Genomic DNA, 14721 nt, shown 5'->3' on the forward strand with positions numbered 1-14721 from the left:
AGCGTTGACCAAACCCTTGCTCTTCCCGGAAGTCTTCGACGGTGCCCTCGAGTCGGTGAGCGCCTACCGGGCCCCGGTCTTCACGGCCCCGTTCCCGACCCTCCTCAACCCTCACCACCAGTACGCGCAACAGGCCGCCCTCGCCTGGGCCCACCGCCACGGCCTGGGCCGCACACCGGCGGCACGGCAACGACTGACCGACATGGAGTGCGGTACGTTCTCCGGGCTGTACTGCCCGCGCACCGACCGCGAGGGCGCGGTCGTCATGGCCCAGTGGATCATTTGGCTGTTCCTCTGGGACGACACCTTCGACGACGGCCCATCCGGTCGTGATCTGCGCGCCCTGCAGCAGGCACTCGGGCCCGTCGACCGCGCACTGGCCGATCCCCCCGACCCGCAGGACCCCTCCCTGACCCATCCGCTCGCGCGCGCCCTGGCGGATCTCTGGCGGACCATCCATGCCCGCGCCCCGCAGGTCACTCGCCGGCGATTCCCGGAGTCGGTCCGCATCTACCTGCGAGCGGTGGCGGAAGAGACGCGCAACCGGGCCGCCGACACGGTGCCGGACCTCGACTCCTACCTCCGGCTGCGCCGGATCAACGGTGCGACGCGCTCTTCCATAGACCTCTTGGAGATCCTCCAGGGAGTCGAGGTCCCCGACGCGCTGCGGCACGGCTTGTACGGAGAATTGCGAGCCTTCGCCAGTGAGCTGTGGCTGTGGTCGAACGACACGTTCACCGTCCTGAAGGACCTCCACTACCGCAATCCGCACAACCTCGTCCTCGTCCTGCGCGCTGCGCGGGGCCTGCCCCTCCAGGAGGCGGCCGACCAGGCGGTGCACATGGTCGAGCAGCGGCTGCGGGACTTCGCCGGGGTTGCCCATCGCCTGCGAACGCTGGTGGACATGCCCTGCGATCCGCACGCGGGCGCCCGGCACGAGGTGCTCAAAGCGGTAGGGATGCTGGAGGACGCGATCTCCGGCTACTTCCGCTGGCAGGAGACGACCGCACGTTATCGGCGTACTTCAGGGTTTCTGACGCCGTGAGCGTCTGCCGCCCACGAACCAGAGGAGGCACGTGTGCGCGTGCGTGTGCGTACATTCACATCCGGGTACGAAGCGCGGGCCACGACCGGACCTGCGCTGCCCCACCCCACGGGGTGGTTCTGTGTCGGATTCTCCGGGGAGTGGGCGCCGGGGGACGTGCGCACCCGCCCGTTCATGGGGGGCGAGGCCGTGGTCTACCGGTCGCGCTCCGGAGCACTGCGGGCCACTCGGCCCCATTGCCCGCACCTCGGCGCCCACCTGGGGGCCGGCGGCACTGTCGAGGGCGACCTGCTGGTGTGCCCCTTCCACGGGTTCGCCTTCGCCCTCGACGGACGGTGCGCGCGCACACCGTACGGCAAGCCCCCCAAGGCGTCCCTGGACCTGCTTCCCGTTCGTGAGGATCACGGAATCGTCTGGTTGTGGCACTCTGCCGGGAACACACCACCTACGTGGGAGATCCCCGCCTTTCCCGCCGTGGCCCGCCCTCGGTCCTTCCTCGGGGTGGACGCGGCCGGCCATCCGCAGGACGTGGCGGAGAACCTCCTCGACTACGGGCACACCTGTGTGCTTCACAGGCTCGACTCCATGGAGGTGGTACAGGAACCCAGGAGCGACGGTCCCTTCATCTCACTGACCTACCGAGTGGGGCGTAGTCTGCCCCTCCTTCCCCCCGCCGTGCAGGAGGCCACCTTCCACCTCGTCGGTCTCGGGGGCACGCTCATCCTTTTCCACGCATCGCGCCTTCCGGTCCGCGCGGCCCAGTGGCTGCTGGCCACTCCCACCTCGACCGGACGCATGCGCGTGTGGACGGCCGCCAATGTCATCGCCACGGGCGGCAGGCTCCCGGCACCCCTGCACCGTGCCGTCGAGGGCGCGCTGAGCTCCGTGGTCAACCGGTGGACCCGGCACGACCTGAACGACGACCTGCGGATGTGGCACCACAAGACCTACCTGCCCCACCCCCGCCTCAACGACGGCGACGGTCCCATCGGTGCCTACCGGCACTGGGCCCGGCAGTTCTACCCCGGGTAGGGTCGCCGCGGCGCGACGGACCCGGCTGGGGAAGGCGAGGAGACGGTGGCGGACACACGACGCGTACTGGTCGCTCCGGACAAGTTCAAGGGATCGCTCACGGCCGTCGAGGTCGCCCGGCACGTGGCCGCCGGGCTGCGGCGGGCCGCGCCGGGCACCGCCGTGACCACGGTGCCGGTCGCCGACGGCGGCGACGGGACCGTGGCCGCGGCCGTGGCGGCCGGCTACGAGCGGCGCGAGGCCGTGGTCACCGGGCCGCTGGGGGAGCGGCGCACGGCCCGCTACGCCCTCGGCGGCGACGGTACGGCCGTCGTCGAGATGGCCGAGGCCTCGGGGCTGCGGCTGCTGCCGCCGGGGCGCCTCGCGCCGCTGACGGCCACCACGTACGGCACCGGCGAGCTGGTGCGGGCCGCGCTCGACGCAGGGGCGCGCACCGTCGTGCTGGGCGTCGGCGGCAGCGCCACCACCGACGGCGGGGCGGGCATGCTGGCCGCGCTCGGCGCGCGGTTCCTCGACGGCGCGGGCCGGCCCCTCGGGCCGGGCGGCGGCCCGCTGGCCGGGCTCGCCGAGGCCGACCTGACCGGGCTCGACCCACGGCTGGCCGGTACGCGCCTGGTGCTGGCGGGCGACGTCGACAACCCGCTGACCGGGCCGCGCGGCGCGGCGGCCGTCTACGGGCCCCAGAAGGGGGCGAGCGCGGCGGACGTCGCCACGTTGGACGCGGCGCTGGCCCACTACGCGCAGGTGCTGGACGGGGGGCGTCTCGCGGACGCCTGCGGCGCGGGGGCGGCCGGGGGCGTGGGGTACGCCGCGCTGGCGGTGCTGGGGGCCGTCTTCCGGCCCGGGATCGAGGTCGTGCTCGACGTGGTCGGCTTCGGCGCGGCTGTCGCCGAGGCGGACCTGGTGGTGACGGGGGAGGGCTCCCTGGACGCCCAGACGCTGCACGGGAAGGCGCCGGTGGGCGTCGCCCGGGCGGCGCGGGGCGTGCCCGTGGTGGCCGTCTGCGGGCGGCTGGCGCTGGACGCGGAGGCCCTTGCGGGGGCGGGCATCGAGCGGGCGTACGCACTGAGCGAGCTGGAGGCGGATCCGGAGCGGTGCATGGCCCTCGCCGGGCCGCTGCTGGAGCGGCTGGCGATGCGGATCGCTCGCGACCACCTCGGCTGAGGCCGGAGCCGTTCCCACCCACCCGCCCACCCGCTACCCGGCCCCGATGGGGTGCCGGCCCCGCGGCCGGGCTGCACCGTCCGCTCCCCCCGGCCCGGACCCGGCCCCGCCGGTAACGGGTGGAAGGCCCCCCGCAGCGGGGCCCGCAACGCGCAACGGCGTGGGGCCCGGGCTTTCGCCCGGGCCCCACGCCGTTGTCCGAAATCGTGCTTACTGCAGCTGCGCCTCGGCCTCGCGCGCCTCGCGGCGGTTGCCGCGGAAGGTGTTCACCCGTCGTGCCGTCGCGAAGAGGGGGATCACCGCGCCCAGGACGACCTGCAGGGCGCAGCCCGTCTGCAGGAGCAGCTCGCCGCCGGGGGCGTCGAACGCCCACGCCGCCAGCAGGCCCATGCTGAGCACGATCCAGCTGAGCATGGCCACCGCCAGGGGCCCGCGCGGCTTGGGGTACTCGACGCGGCTGACCATCAGCCATGCCACGCCCATGATCGCCAGCAGCGTCGGCACGAACGGCAGCTCCAGCAGCACGATCGAGACGACGGTCAGCGCCCCGAAGGGGCTGGGCATGCCCTGGAAGATGCCGTCCCGCATCGGTACGCAGGAGAACCGCGCCAGCCGCAGGACGACCGCCAGCAGCACCACGATCGCGGCGACCGCCGAGACCCGCTGCATGGCGTCGTCGGCGACCATGCCCCAGACGACCACGAAGTACGCCGGCGCGAGGCCGAAGCTGATCAGGTCGGAGAGGTTGTCCAGCTCCGCGCCCATCGCCGAGCTGCGCAGCTTGCGTGCGACGAGCCCGTCGAAGAGGTCGAAGACGGAGGCGAGCAGCATCAGTATCACGGCGGTGGCGGCGCTGTGCCGGGCCATGCCGCCGTCCTCGTTGCCCGTGAGGTGGGGGATGAGGACGCCGGTGGTGGTGAAGTACACCGCCATGAAGCCGCAGATCGCGTTGCCGAGCGTGAGGGTGTCCGCTATTGACAGGCGCGTCGACAGTGGCATGTCGTCCGCGTCCTCGGCCTCCGCCTCGGGGACCCAGGCGGCCTGGGTGTCCGGATCAATCACGGTCAAGACGTGTCACCCCTGCCGTGGTGGCCTGGCCGACCTCGACCGCGACCTCGACGCCCTCGGGGAGGTAGATGTCGACGCGCGAGCCGAAGCGGATGAGGCCGATCCGCTCACCCTGCTCCACCTTGGTCTCCGCCGGCACGTAGGGCACGATGCGGCGGGCGACGGCGCCGGCGATCTGGATCATCTCGATGTCACCGAGCTCGGTGTCGAAGTGCCAGACGACGCGCTCGTTGTTCTCGCTCTCCTTGTTGAACGCCGGCACGAACCCGCCCGGGATGTGCTCGACCGACGTCACCGTGCCGGCCATGGGCGCGCGGTTGACGTGGACGTTGAGCGGGCTCATGAAGATCGCGACGCGGGTGCGTCCGTCCTTCCACGGCATGATGCTCTGCACCACGCCGTCGGCCGGGGAGATGACCCGGCCCTGGGCGATCTCGCGCTCGGGATCGCGGAAGAACCACAGCATGCCCGCCGCGAGTGCGGTGGTGGGCACGGCCAGCGCGGCCCAGCGGCCGGAGCGGCGGGCCTTGGCGAGGCTGACCGCCGCGGTGGCGACGGTGGGGAGGAGCCACGGCGATGCTCCGCGCGCGAGGCGTACGCCGAGGAGGCTGTCGCGATGTGCAGAGGAAGAGCTGTGGGGCATGGGTGACCTTCGTAGCGGAGGGTGCCGCGTAACGATTGGGGGACGGCGGCTTTCCGGGGATGCTATCGGGTGCGGGCGGTAACTGGCTAAGCGCCAGGGCCAGTCACTGGCCGGACGTCGATCACAGGGTGTGATCTTCTTCTCTGCAACCGCACCTTCAAACATCCCCAAAACGGGCAATTATCCCTGTATCCGGTACTCCTCGAGCAGTCGCCGGCCGATGATCATTTTCTGGATCTCGGCCGTACCTTCACCGATCAGGAGCATCGGGGCCTCGCGGTAGAGCCGCTCGATCTCGTACTCCTTGGAGAATCCGTAGCCGCCGTGGATGCGGAACGCATCCTCGACGACCTCCTTGCAGTACTCCGAGGCCAGGTATTTGGCCATTCCCGCCTCGAGGTCGTTGCGCTGACCCGAGTCCTTCTTCCGGGCCGCATTCACCATCATCGCATGGGCGGCTTCGACCTTTGTTCCCATTTCGGCCAGTTTGAACTGGATGGCCTGGTGTTGCGCAATGGGTTTTCCGAAGGTCCGGCGCTGCTGCGCATAGGCCACACCCAGCTCGAACGCACGTTGGGCAACGCCGCAACCACGGGCTGCGACGTTGACGCGGCCCACCTCGACGCCGTCCATCATGTGGTAGAAGCCACGTCCCGTCGTCCCGCCGAGGACCCGGTCGGCCGGCAGCCGCAGGCCGTCCATGATCAGCTCGGTGGTGTCGACGCCCTTGTAGCCCATCTTCTCGATCTTGCCGGGGATGGTCAGCCCCGGCCGGACCTGGCCGAAGCCGGGCTCCTTCTCGATCAGGAAGGTGGTCATGGACTTGTGCGGGGCGGTGCCCTCCGGGTGCCCCTCGTCCGTGCGGCACAGCACGGCCACCAGCGTCGAGGAGCCACCGTTGGTCAGCCACATCTTCTGGCCGGTCAGGACGTACTCGTCGCCCTCGCGCACCGCCTTGGACGTGATCGCCGACACGTCCGAGCCCAGGCCCGGCTCCGACATCGAGAACGCGCCGCGCACCTCGCCGGTCGCCATGCGGGGCAGGAAGTGCTCCCGCTGCTCCTGAGTACCGTGCTGCTTGAGCATGTACGCGACGATGAAGTGGGTGTTGATGATCCCCGACACGCTCATCCAGCCGCGGGCGATCTCCTCCACGCACAGCGCGTACGTGAGCAGGGACTCACCGAGCCCGCCGTACTCCTCCGGGATCATCAGCCCGAACAGGCCGAGGTCCTTGAGGCCCTCGACGATCCGCGTGGGGTACTCGTCCCGGTGCTCCAGCTCGGTGGCGACCGGAATGATCTCCTTGTCGACGAAGTCGCGGACGGTCGCGAGAATCTCCCGCTGGACGTCCGTCAGCCCCTCGGTCTGCGCCAGCCGGCCCATCTACTTCTCCCCGGTGATCGGCTCGGGGCGGCCGGGCTGCTCCCCGCCGCGCTCCTCGATGTACGTGGCGGTGGGCACCATCACCTTGCGCCGGAAGACGCACACGAGGGTGCCGTCCTGCTTGTAGCCGCGGGTCTCCACATGCACGATCCCGCGGTCGCTCTTGGACTTCGACGGCGTCTTGTCCAGCACCGTCGTCTCGCCGTAGAGGGTGTCGCCGTGGAACGTCGGTGCGACGTGCCTGAGCGACTCGATCTCCAGGTTGGCGATGGCCTTGCCGGAGACGTCCGGTACGGACATGCCCAGCAGCAACGAATAGATGTAGTTGCCGACCACCACGTTCCGGCCGAAATCGGTGGTCTTCTCCGCGTAATTGCTGTCCATGTGCAGCGGGTGGTGGTTCATGGTCAGCAGGCAGAAGAGGTGGTCGTCGTATTCGGTGACCGTCTTTCCGGGCCAGTGCTTGTAGACGTCGCCGACCGTGAACTCTTCGTAGGTCCGTCCGAACTGCATCGCGCTCACGCCTCCGGGATCTCGAACTGCGAGGTGCGCGCCAGGCCGGCCGCCCGCCCCTTGCCGGCGACGACCAGGGCCATCTTCCGGCTGGCCTCGTCGATCATCTCGTCGCCGAGCATCGCCGAGCCCTTCTTGCCGCCCGCCTCGGAGGTGTAGTAGTCGTACGCGTCCAGGATCAGCTCGGCGCGGTCGTAGTCCTCCTGGGAGGGCGAGAAGACCTCGTTGGCCGCCTCGACCTGGCCCGGGTGCAGCACCCACTTGCCGTCGAAGCCCAGGGCCGCCGCCCGGCCGGCGACCTCCTTGTAGCCGTCGACGTTGCGGATCTGCAGGTAGGGACCGTCGATGGCCTGCAGGTCATGGGCGCGGGCGGCCATCAGGATGCGCATGAGGATGTAGTGGTAGGCGTCCGCCGGGTAACCGGGCGGCTGCTCGCCCACCACGAGCGTCTTCATGTTGATGGAGGCCATGAAGTCGGCCGGGCCGAAGATGATCGTCTCCAGCCGGGGCGAGGCCGCGGCGATCGCGTCCACGTTGACCAGGCCCTTGGCGTTCTCGATCTGCGCCTCGATGCCGATGCGCCCGACCTCGAAGCCCATCGTCTTCTCGATCTGCGTCAGCAGCAGGTCCAGGGCGACGATCTGCTGCGCGTCCTGCACCTTGGGCAGCATGATGCAGTCCAGGTTCTGCCCCGCGCCCTCGACGACGGTGATCACGTCACGGTAGGTCCAGTGGGTGGTCCAGTCGTTGACCCGCACCACCCGGGTCTTGCCCGTCCAGTCGCCCTTGTTCAGCGCGTCGACGACCGTGTGCCGGGCGCCCTCCTTCGCCAGCGGCGCACACGCGTCCTCCAGGTCCAGGAAGACCTGGTCCGCCGGCAGTCCCTGGGCCTTCTCCAGGAAACGGGGGTTGCTGCCGGGGACGGCGAGGCAGGAGCGACGCGGGCGGAGGCGGTTCACGGGGGTGTTGCCGGTCATGCGGTGACCTCCAGGGGGTCGAGCTTGTTCGCAGTGCGGATCTCGTCGACGATACGGCCGATGATCTCCGTGATTCCGAAGTCCTTCGGGGTGAAGACCGCCGCGACACCGGCCGCCTTCAGGGCGGTGGCGTCGGCGGAGGGGATGATGCCACCGACGATCACGGGCACCTCCGCCGCCCCCGCCCGGCGCAGCCGCGCCAGCACGTCGGGCACCAGCTCGGCGTGCGAGCCGGAGAGGATGGACAGCCCCACGCAGTGCACGTCCTCGGCGACCGCCGCCGAGACGATCTGCTCCGGGGTGAGCCGGATGCCCTGGTAGACCACCTCGAAGCCGGCGTCGCGGGCCCGTACGGCGATCTGCTCGGCACCGTTGGAGTGCCCGTCCAGGCCCGGCTTGCCGACCAGCAGCCGCAGCTTGCCGGTGCCCAGGTCCTCGGCGGTGCGGCGCACCTTCTCGCGTACGGCCGCGAGCGGCGTGCCGGGCTCGGCGGTCACGGCCACCGGGGCGCCGCCCACGCCCGTGGGGGCGCGGAACTCGCCGAAGACGTCCCGCAGCGCCCAGGCCCACTCGCCGGTCGTCACGCCCGCCCGGGCGCACTCCAGCGTCGCGGGCATCAGGTTCTGCGTCCCGGCGGCGGCCTTCTTCAGCGCCGAGAGCGCCTCCTGCGCACGGACCTCGTCGCGGTTGTCCCGCCAGCGGTGCAGGGCGGCCACCACACGGGCCTCGTTGGCCGGGTCCACGGTCATGATGGCCGTGTCGAGGTCGGCGGTGAGCGGATTGGGCTCGGTGCCCTCGAAGCAGTTGACGCCGACGATCTTCTCCTCGCCCGACTCGATGCGGGCCCGCCGCTCGGCGTGCGAGGAGACCAGCTGCGCCTTGAGGTAGCCGGACTCCACGGCGGCCATCGCCCCGCCCATGGCCTGGATCCGCTCGATCTCGGCCAGGCAGTCGGCCACCAGGGCCTCCACCTTGGCCTCGATCACATGCGAGCCGGCGAAGATGTCGTCGTACTCCAGCAGGTCGCTCTCGTGCGCCAGCACCTGCTGGATGCGCAGCGACCACTGCTGGTCCCAGGGACGGGGCAGGCCGAGGGCCTCGTTCCAGGCGGGCAGCTGGACGGCGCGGGCGCGGGCGTCCTTGGAGAGGGTGACCGCCAGCATCTCCAGCACGATGCGCTGGACGTTGTTCTCCGGCTGTGCCTCGGTCAGGCCGAGGGAGTTGACCTGCACGCCGTAGCGGAAGCGGCGTTGCTTGGGGTCCTCGATGCCGTAGCGCTCGCGGGTGACGCGGTCCCAGATGCGGCCGAAGGCGCGCATCTTGCACATCTCCTCGATGAAGCGGACCCCGGCGTTGACGAAGAAGGAGATGCGGGCCACCACCTCGCCGAAGCGCTCGGGTGGCACCTGCCCGGAGTCCCGTACGGCGTCCAGGACGGCGATCGCCGTGGACATCGCGTAGGAGATCTCCTGGACCGGAGTGGCCCCCGCTTCCTGCAGGTGGTAGCTGCAGATGTTGATCGGGTTCCACTTCGGGATGGTGTTCACCGTGTAGGTGATCATGTCGGTGGTCAGCCGCAGGGAGGGCCCGGGCGGGAAGACGTGCGTCCCGCGCGAGAGGTACTCCTTGACGATGTCGTTCTGCGTCGTCCCCTGCAGCGTGGAGACGTCGGCGCCCTGCTCCTCGGCGACCACCTGGTACAGCGCCAGCAGCCACATGGCGGTGGCGTTGATGGTCATGGAGGTGTTCATCCGCTCCAGCGGGATGTCCTGGAACAGCCGCCGCATGTCGCCCAGATGCCCGACGGGGACCCCGACCCGCCCGACCTCACCGCGGGCCAGCACGTGATCGGGGTCGTAACCGGTCTGCGTCGGGAGGTCGAACGCGACCGAGAGGCCGGTCTGGCCCTTGGCGAGATTGCGCCGGTACAGCTCGTTGGACGCCTCGGCCGTGGAATGCCCGGCATACGTCCGCATGAGCCACGGCCGGTCCCTTTCTCTGCGCACCTTCGCCTCCGGGCGCTGCGATCCGGTGTCGACGTTCCTCAGGCCGCGGTCGCTTCGCTCCCTTGCCTTCGTCTCTTTCGACACCGGCGCGCCCTTCGGCTCAGGCGCTGTCTGACGCTCGGTCATTTGAGGTCACACATTCCGGAAGCGGTTGATGGCCTCGATGTGCTGCGCGCGCATCTCCTCGTCGCGCACGCCCATGCCCTCTTCGGGCGCCAGGCACAGCACGCCGACCTTGCCCTGGTGGAGGTTGCGGTGGACGTCGTACGCCGCCTGGCCGGTCTCCGCCAGTGTGTAGGTCTTCGACAGCGTCGGGTGGATCTTCCCCTTGGCGATCAGGCGGTTGGCCTCCCACGCCTCGCGGTAGTTGGCGAAGTGCGAACCGATGATCCGCTTCAGTGACATCCACAGGTAGCGGTTGTCGTACTGGTGCATGTAGCCCGAGGTCGAGGCGCAGGTGGTGATGGTGCCGCCCTTGCGGGTGACGTAGACGCTCGCGCCGAAGGTCTCGCGGCCGGGGTGCTCGAAGACGATGTCGATGTCCTCGCCGCCGGTCAGTTCGCGGATGCGCTTGCCGAAGCGCTTCCACTCCTTGGGGTCCTGGGTGTGCTCGTCCTTCCAGAAGCGGTAGTCCTCGGCGGTGCGGTCGATGATCGCCTCGGCGCCCATCCGCCGGCAGATCTCCGCCTTCTGCTCGCTGGAGACCACGCAGATGGGGGTGGCGCCGCCGGCCAGCGCGAACTGCGTGGCGTACGAGCCCAGTCCGCCGCTCGCGCCCCAGATCAGCACGTTGTCGCCCTGCTTCATGCCGGCGCCGTTGCGGGAGACCAGCTGGCGGTAGGCGGTGGAGTTGACCAGGCCGGGGGCCGCGGCCTCCTCCCAGCTCAGGTGCCCGGGCTTGGGCATGAGCTGGTTGGACTTCACCAGTGCGATCTCGGCCAGGCCGCCGAAGTTGGTCTCGAAGCCCCAGATGCGCTGCTCCGGGTCGAGCATGGTGTCGTTGTGGCCGTCCGCGGACTCCAGTTCGACGGACAGGCAGTGTGCGACGACCTCGTCGCCGGGCTTCCAGGCGTTCACGCCGGGGCCGGTGCGCAGGACGACGCCCGCGAGGTCGGAGCCGATGACGTGGTACGGCAGGTCGTGGCGCTTGCCCAGCGGCGAGGCCTTGCCGTAGCGCTCCAGGAAGGCGAAGGTCGGCAGGGGCTCGAAGATCGAGGTCCAGACCGAGTTGTAGTTCACCGAGCTGGCCATGACGGCCACCAGCGCCTCGCCCGGCCCGAGTTCGGGCAGGGGCACGTCCTCGACGTGCAGGGACTTGCGTGGGTCCTTCTCACGGGTGGGCAGGCCGGCGAACATCTCGGCCTCGTCCTTGTGCACGGTCACCGCGCGGTACGACTCGGGCAGGGGAAGCGCGGCGAAGTCCTCGGCGCTGGTGTCGGGCGCGACGATGGCGTCCAGTATCTGGTTCACGGATGGCCTCCGGCGAAGCACGTCGGGTGCGAACGGGCTTGAGGGAACGTCGGGGGTGATGCGTCGGGTGGAACACGAGGCGGTGCCGTCGGTTCGGCGGGGTGGTGCGGGGGCCGCGCCGGTGGGCGCGGGTGCGGTGCCTGGTGACGCAGGCGTCCGGGCGCGCAAGGTGCTTGCGGGGACAGCCGGCACGCGACGATCGTGTCTGCGCGCCGGCCGCCCGGACACCGACAAGGTATGGCACCGCGTGCCACGCGACAAGACACTGCGTGCCAACAATTTCTCTCAGATGTCATCCGGAGGGCACGCATGAGCAACAAAGGCCGCCCACGAGGGGCGGCCTTTGTTGGGAAATGTCTGGTTTTATACGGCTACTTCTTCCTGAGCGCCTTCTCGATGGTGCGCATGACCTCCTCCAGCGGGGCGTCCGTGCGCGCCACCGCCACCAGCACCTCGCCCTCGCTGCGCGCGGACGCCACCGGCGTCTCCTCGGCGGCGCGGCCCGCCCCGATGCCGGCACCGAACGTCTCGCGCACGATGGCGAAGGCGTGGTCGAGCTGGGCCTCCAGGTCGCCCTCGGCGCCGCTGCGCAGCCAGCGGCGCAGGACGTGGTTGTGCGCCGTGACCACCGCGGAGGCGGCGACCTCGGCCAGCAGGGGGTCGTCGTCGCCCACGTGGTGGGCGGTCTCGTCGAAGTGACCGAGCAGGTAGCGGGTGAACAGCCGCTCGTAGCGGGCCACCGAGGCGATCTCGCGCTCGCGCAGCGCCGGCACCTCACGGGTCAGGCGGTAGCGCTCGACGGAGACGGCCGGGGAGGCCGCGTACATCCGCATGACCTCCTTGATGCCCCGGCACACGGTGTCCAGCGGGTTCTCGTGCGGCGGCGCGGCGTCCAGCACCGCGGCCGCCCGCACCAGCGTGTCGTCGTGGTCGGGGAAGATCGCTTCTTCCTTGGAGCGGAAGTGGCGGAAGAACGTCCGGCGGGCGACCCCGGCCGTGGCCGCGATCTCGTCGACGGTCGTCCCCTCGTAGCCCTTGGTCGCGAACAACTCCATGGCGGCGGCCGCCAGTTTGCGGCGCATGCCGAGCCGCTGGGCGGCGGCTCGGCGGGAGCCGGCGCTCACGGCGCCGGGCTCCGGGCGATCCTTGGCCGCCTTCGGGCCCTCGGCTCCGGGCGGCTCGGTGGCGGCCCCGCGGCGGGCGGGGGCGGACTTGGCGGGCTGGGACATGTGGGGAACGTAACACGCGTCCGTGTGGGTGTGCCGGGGCGGACCTCCCCCGGCTGCCGCCGGGAGGGGCCCGCCGGGCCCCAGCAGTCCGCCCCAACCCGCCCCCTGGCCGGGCACGGCCGGTCAGGCCTTCGCGTACTCGCGGAAACCGCGCCCGGTCTTGCGCCCCAGGCACCCGGCCGCCACCAGGTGCTCCAGCAGCGGCGCCGGCGCCAGGCCGGGCTCGCGGAACTCCCGGTGCAGCACCTTCTCGATGGCCAGCGACACGTCCAGGCCCACCACGTCCAGCAGCTCGAAGGGCCCCATCGGGTAGCCGCCGCCGAGCTTCATCGCCGCGTCGATGTCGTCGAGCGAGGCGTAGTGCTCCTGCACCATCTTCACCGCGTTGTTCAGGTAGGGGAACAGCAGGGCGTTGACGATGAACCCGGCCCGGTCCCCGCAGTCCACCGGGTGCTTGCGGACCTTCGCGCACACCGCGCGGGCCGTGGCGTGCACGTCCGGGGCGGTGAGCACCGTGCGCACCACCTCCACCAGCTTCATCGCCGGCGCCGGGTTGAAGAAGTGCATCCCGATGACGTCCTGCGGGCGGGAGGTGGCACGGGCGCACGCGATGACGGGCAGCGAGGAGGTGGTGGTGGCCAGCACCGCGCCGGGCCTGCAGACCTTGTCCAGCGCGGCGAACAACTGGCGCTTGACCTCCAGGTCCTCGGCGACCGCCTCGATCGCCAGGTCCACCGCGGCCAGGGCCTCCAGCGAACCGGCCGGCGTGATCGCGGCGAGCGTCGCCTCCCGCTGCTCCGCCGTCAGCCGGCCCCTGGCCACCGAGCGGTCCAGGGACTTCGCGATCCGGCCCTTGGCCGTCTCCGCCTTTTCGGGCGAGCGCGCGGCGAGCACGACCGCGTACCCCGCCTTGGCGAACACCTCGGCCATCCCGGCCGCCATCGTGCCCGACCCCACCACGCCCACGGAGCGCACCTCGCGGGCGCCCGTCGCCGCGGCGGCCGCATCGGGGGTCAGGGCGTCCGGCACGACGACCGGGGAGCCGGGCGCCTGGTACGTGTAGAAGCCGCGCCCGGCCTTGCGGCCGGTCAGCCCGGCCGCCGCCAGCTGGCCCAGCACCGGTGCGGGGGCGTGCAGCCGGTCGCCGGAGGCGGCGTACATCGCCTCCAGCACCGTACGGGCGGTGTCGACACCGATCATGTCCAGCAGGGCGAGCGGGCCCATGGGCAGGCCGCAGCCCAGCCGCATCGCCGCGTCGATGTCCTCGCGGGTGGCGTAGCGCGACTCGTACATGGCCGCGGCCTGGTTGAGGTAGCCGAACAGCAGGCCGTCGGCGACGAAGCCCGGCCGGTCCCCCGCGGTCACCGGCTCCTTGCCCAGCTCGTGGGCCAGGTCGGTGACCGCGGCGACGGCCGCGGGGTCGGTCAGCACGCAGGAGACGACCTCCACCAGCTTCATCGCCGGCGCAGGGTTGAAGAAGTGCAGGCCGAGCACCCGTTCGGGGTGCGCGGAGTCGGCCGCCAGCCGGGTGACCGACAGGGCGTTGGTGCCGGTCGCCAGGACGGCGTCCGGGCGCACGACGGCGTCGAGGGCGGTGAACACCTCGTGCTTGAGCGCGTAGTCCTCCGGCACGACCTCGATCACCAGATCGGCCGGGGCGGCCGCGGTCAGGTCGCCGGAGGTGCGGAAGCGGGCGAGGGCGGCCCGGCGTTCGGCCTCGGTGATCCGGCCGCGCTCCACCGCGCGGGCGGTGGCGGCCTCCAGCGCCGCACCCGCACGCAGGGCGGCCGCGTCGCTGATGTCGATGCCGATGACGTCACGTCCGGCCAGGACGAGCACCTCGGCGATGCCGGTGCCCATGGTGCCGAGGCCGATCACGGCGACGGTCTGCAGGCGGGGCCGGGAGGACGGGTCAGAGGTGGACGAACGGTCCATCGCGAGACTCCAGTGGGTGTTCCCCGTGCACGAGGGGAAGGACGGCGGTGGGCGGGCCGCGCGCAGCGCGGCGGGCTCGCTAAAGCAGGTCCCTGCCGCCGGGGCGCGCCAAGGGGCGCCCGGGGGGCGGGAATCGTGCGACCGGCGGGCCCTGTCCCGGGGCCGTGCCGTACTCGAGAATGCCGAACCGACGTCAATGCTGCGGCGGCTGCGTCACCAGGCCACCGGAGCGGGAATGCTGCTCCGGCCGGAG

Annotated in this window: 12 protein-coding genes; 3 read left to right on the top strand and 9 right to left on the bottom strand. The window is 71.1% G+C overall.

Annotated features, from left to right (window positions below):
• Window positions 1-4: 4 nt before the first annotated feature.
• The 3 genes from AB0K17_RS05370 to AB0K17_RS05380 are packed head-to-tail and all read left to right on the top strand — an operon-like array spanning window position 5 to window position 3241.
• Window positions 5-1045 (top strand): terpene synthase family protein, encoded by a 1041-nt coding sequence (locus tag AB0K17_RS05370; protein WP_365982160.1) that lies wholly within the window; start codon window positions 5-7, stop codon window positions 1043-1045.
• A gap of 45 nt (window positions 1046-1090) precedes the next feature.
• Window positions 1091-2077 (top strand): Rieske 2Fe-2S domain-containing protein, encoded by a 987-nt coding sequence (locus tag AB0K17_RS05375; protein WP_365982239.1) that lies wholly within the window; start codon window positions 1091-1093, stop codon window positions 2075-2077.
• Between the two features lie 45 nt (window positions 2078-2122).
• A complete protein-coding gene (locus AB0K17_RS05380) occupies window positions 2123-3241 on the top strand; it encodes a glycerate kinase (protein ID WP_365982161.1) in 1119 nt (372 codons plus the stop codon).
• 210 nt (window positions 3242-3451) lie between these two features.
• Here the strand turns inward: AB0K17_RS05380 and pssA are convergent, their stop codons facing one another.
• The 9 genes from pssA to AB0K17_RS05425 form a co-directional block, all read right to left on the bottom strand.
• On the bottom strand, window positions 3452-4309 hold the full coding sequence (pssA, locus tag AB0K17_RS05385) for a CDP-diacylglycerol--serine O-phosphatidyltransferase (protein ID WP_365966455.1): 858 nt from the start codon (window positions 4307-4309) through the stop codon (window positions 3452-3454).
• Window positions 4296-4952 carry a phosphatidylserine decarboxylase gene (locus AB0K17_RS05390; RefSeq protein WP_365966456.1) on the bottom strand — a complete coding sequence of 219 codons (657 nt, stop codon included), beginning with the start codon at window positions 4950-4952 and terminating at the stop codon, window positions 4296-4298. The genes pssA and AB0K17_RS05390 overlap by 14 nt, the downstream gene beginning before the upstream one ends.
• A 180-nt stretch (window positions 4953-5132) precedes the next feature.
• The gene (locus AB0K17_RS05395; protein ID WP_365966457.1) at window positions 5133-6338 is read right to left on the bottom strand and encodes an acyl-CoA dehydrogenase family protein; all 1206 of its coding nucleotides are present in this window, start codon (window positions 6336-6338) and stop codon (window positions 5133-5135) included.
• Window positions 6339-6851, bottom strand: coding sequence for a MaoC family dehydratase (locus AB0K17_RS05400; protein WP_365966551.1), 513 nt, complete (start codon window positions 6849-6851; stop codon window positions 6339-6341).
• 5 nt (window positions 6852-6856) lie between these two features.
• A complete protein-coding gene (locus tag AB0K17_RS05405) occupies window positions 6857-7828 on the bottom strand; it encodes a CoA ester lyase (RefSeq protein WP_365966458.1) in 972 nt (323 codons plus the stop codon).
• Window positions 7825-9834 (bottom strand): protein meaA, encoded by a 2010-nt coding sequence (locus AB0K17_RS05410; protein ID WP_365982162.1) that lies wholly within the window; start codon window positions 9832-9834, stop codon window positions 7825-7827. Before AB0K17_RS05410 ends, AB0K17_RS05405 begins: the two co-directional genes overlap by 4 nt.
• Window positions 9835-9966: 132 nt before the next feature.
• Window positions 9967-11304: a crotonyl-CoA carboxylase/reductase gene (ccrA, locus tag AB0K17_RS05415; protein WP_365982163.1), complete on the bottom strand. Its 1338-nt coding sequence runs from the start codon at window positions 11302-11304 to the stop codon at window positions 9967-9969.
• A 371-nt stretch (window positions 11305-11675) separates the two neighbouring features.
• A complete protein-coding gene (locus tag AB0K17_RS05420) occupies window positions 11676-12533 on the bottom strand; it encodes a TetR family transcriptional regulator (RefSeq protein WP_365966461.1) in 858 nt (285 codons plus the stop codon).
• Window positions 12534-12656: 123 nt separating this feature from the next.
• On the bottom strand, window positions 12657-14468 hold the full coding sequence (locus AB0K17_RS05425; protein ID WP_365982164.1) for a 3-hydroxybutyryl-CoA dehydrogenase: 1812 nt from the start codon (window positions 14466-14468) through the stop codon (window positions 12657-12659).
• Window positions 14469-14721 lie beyond the last annotated feature (253 nt).

Source organism: Streptomyces sp. NPDC049585 (assembly GCF_040675615.1).
GTDB lineage: Bacteria > Actinomycetota > Actinomycetes > Streptomycetales > Streptomycetaceae > Streptomyces > Streptomyces luteosporeus.

Bases quoted from the DNA above. Each gene is read 5' to 3' on its own strand.
- AB0K17_RS05390 (WP_365966456.1), bottom strand. From the start codon at position 4,952: ATGCCCCACAGCTCTTCCTCTGCACATCGCGACAGCCTCCTCGGCGTA.
- AB0K17_RS05395 (WP_365966457.1), bottom strand. From the start codon at position 6,338: ATGGGCCGGCTGGCGCAGACCGAGGGGCTGACGGACGTCCAGCGGGAG.
- AB0K17_RS05400 (WP_365966551.1), bottom strand. From the start codon at position 6,851: ATGCAGTTCGGACGGACCTACGAAGAGTTCACGGTCGGCGACGTCTAC.
- AB0K17_RS05405 (WP_365966458.1), bottom strand. From the start codon at position 7,828: ATGACCGGCAACACCCCCGTGAACCGCCTCCGCCCGCGTCGCTCCTGC.
- AB0K17_RS05420 (WP_365966461.1), bottom strand. From the start codon at position 12,533: ATGTCCCAGCCCGCCAAGTCCGCCCCCGCCCGCCGCGGGGCCGCCACC.
- AB0K17_RS05425 (WP_365982164.1), bottom strand. From the start codon at position 14,468: ATGGACCGTTCGTCCACCTCTGACCCGTCCTCCCGGCCCCGCCTGCAG.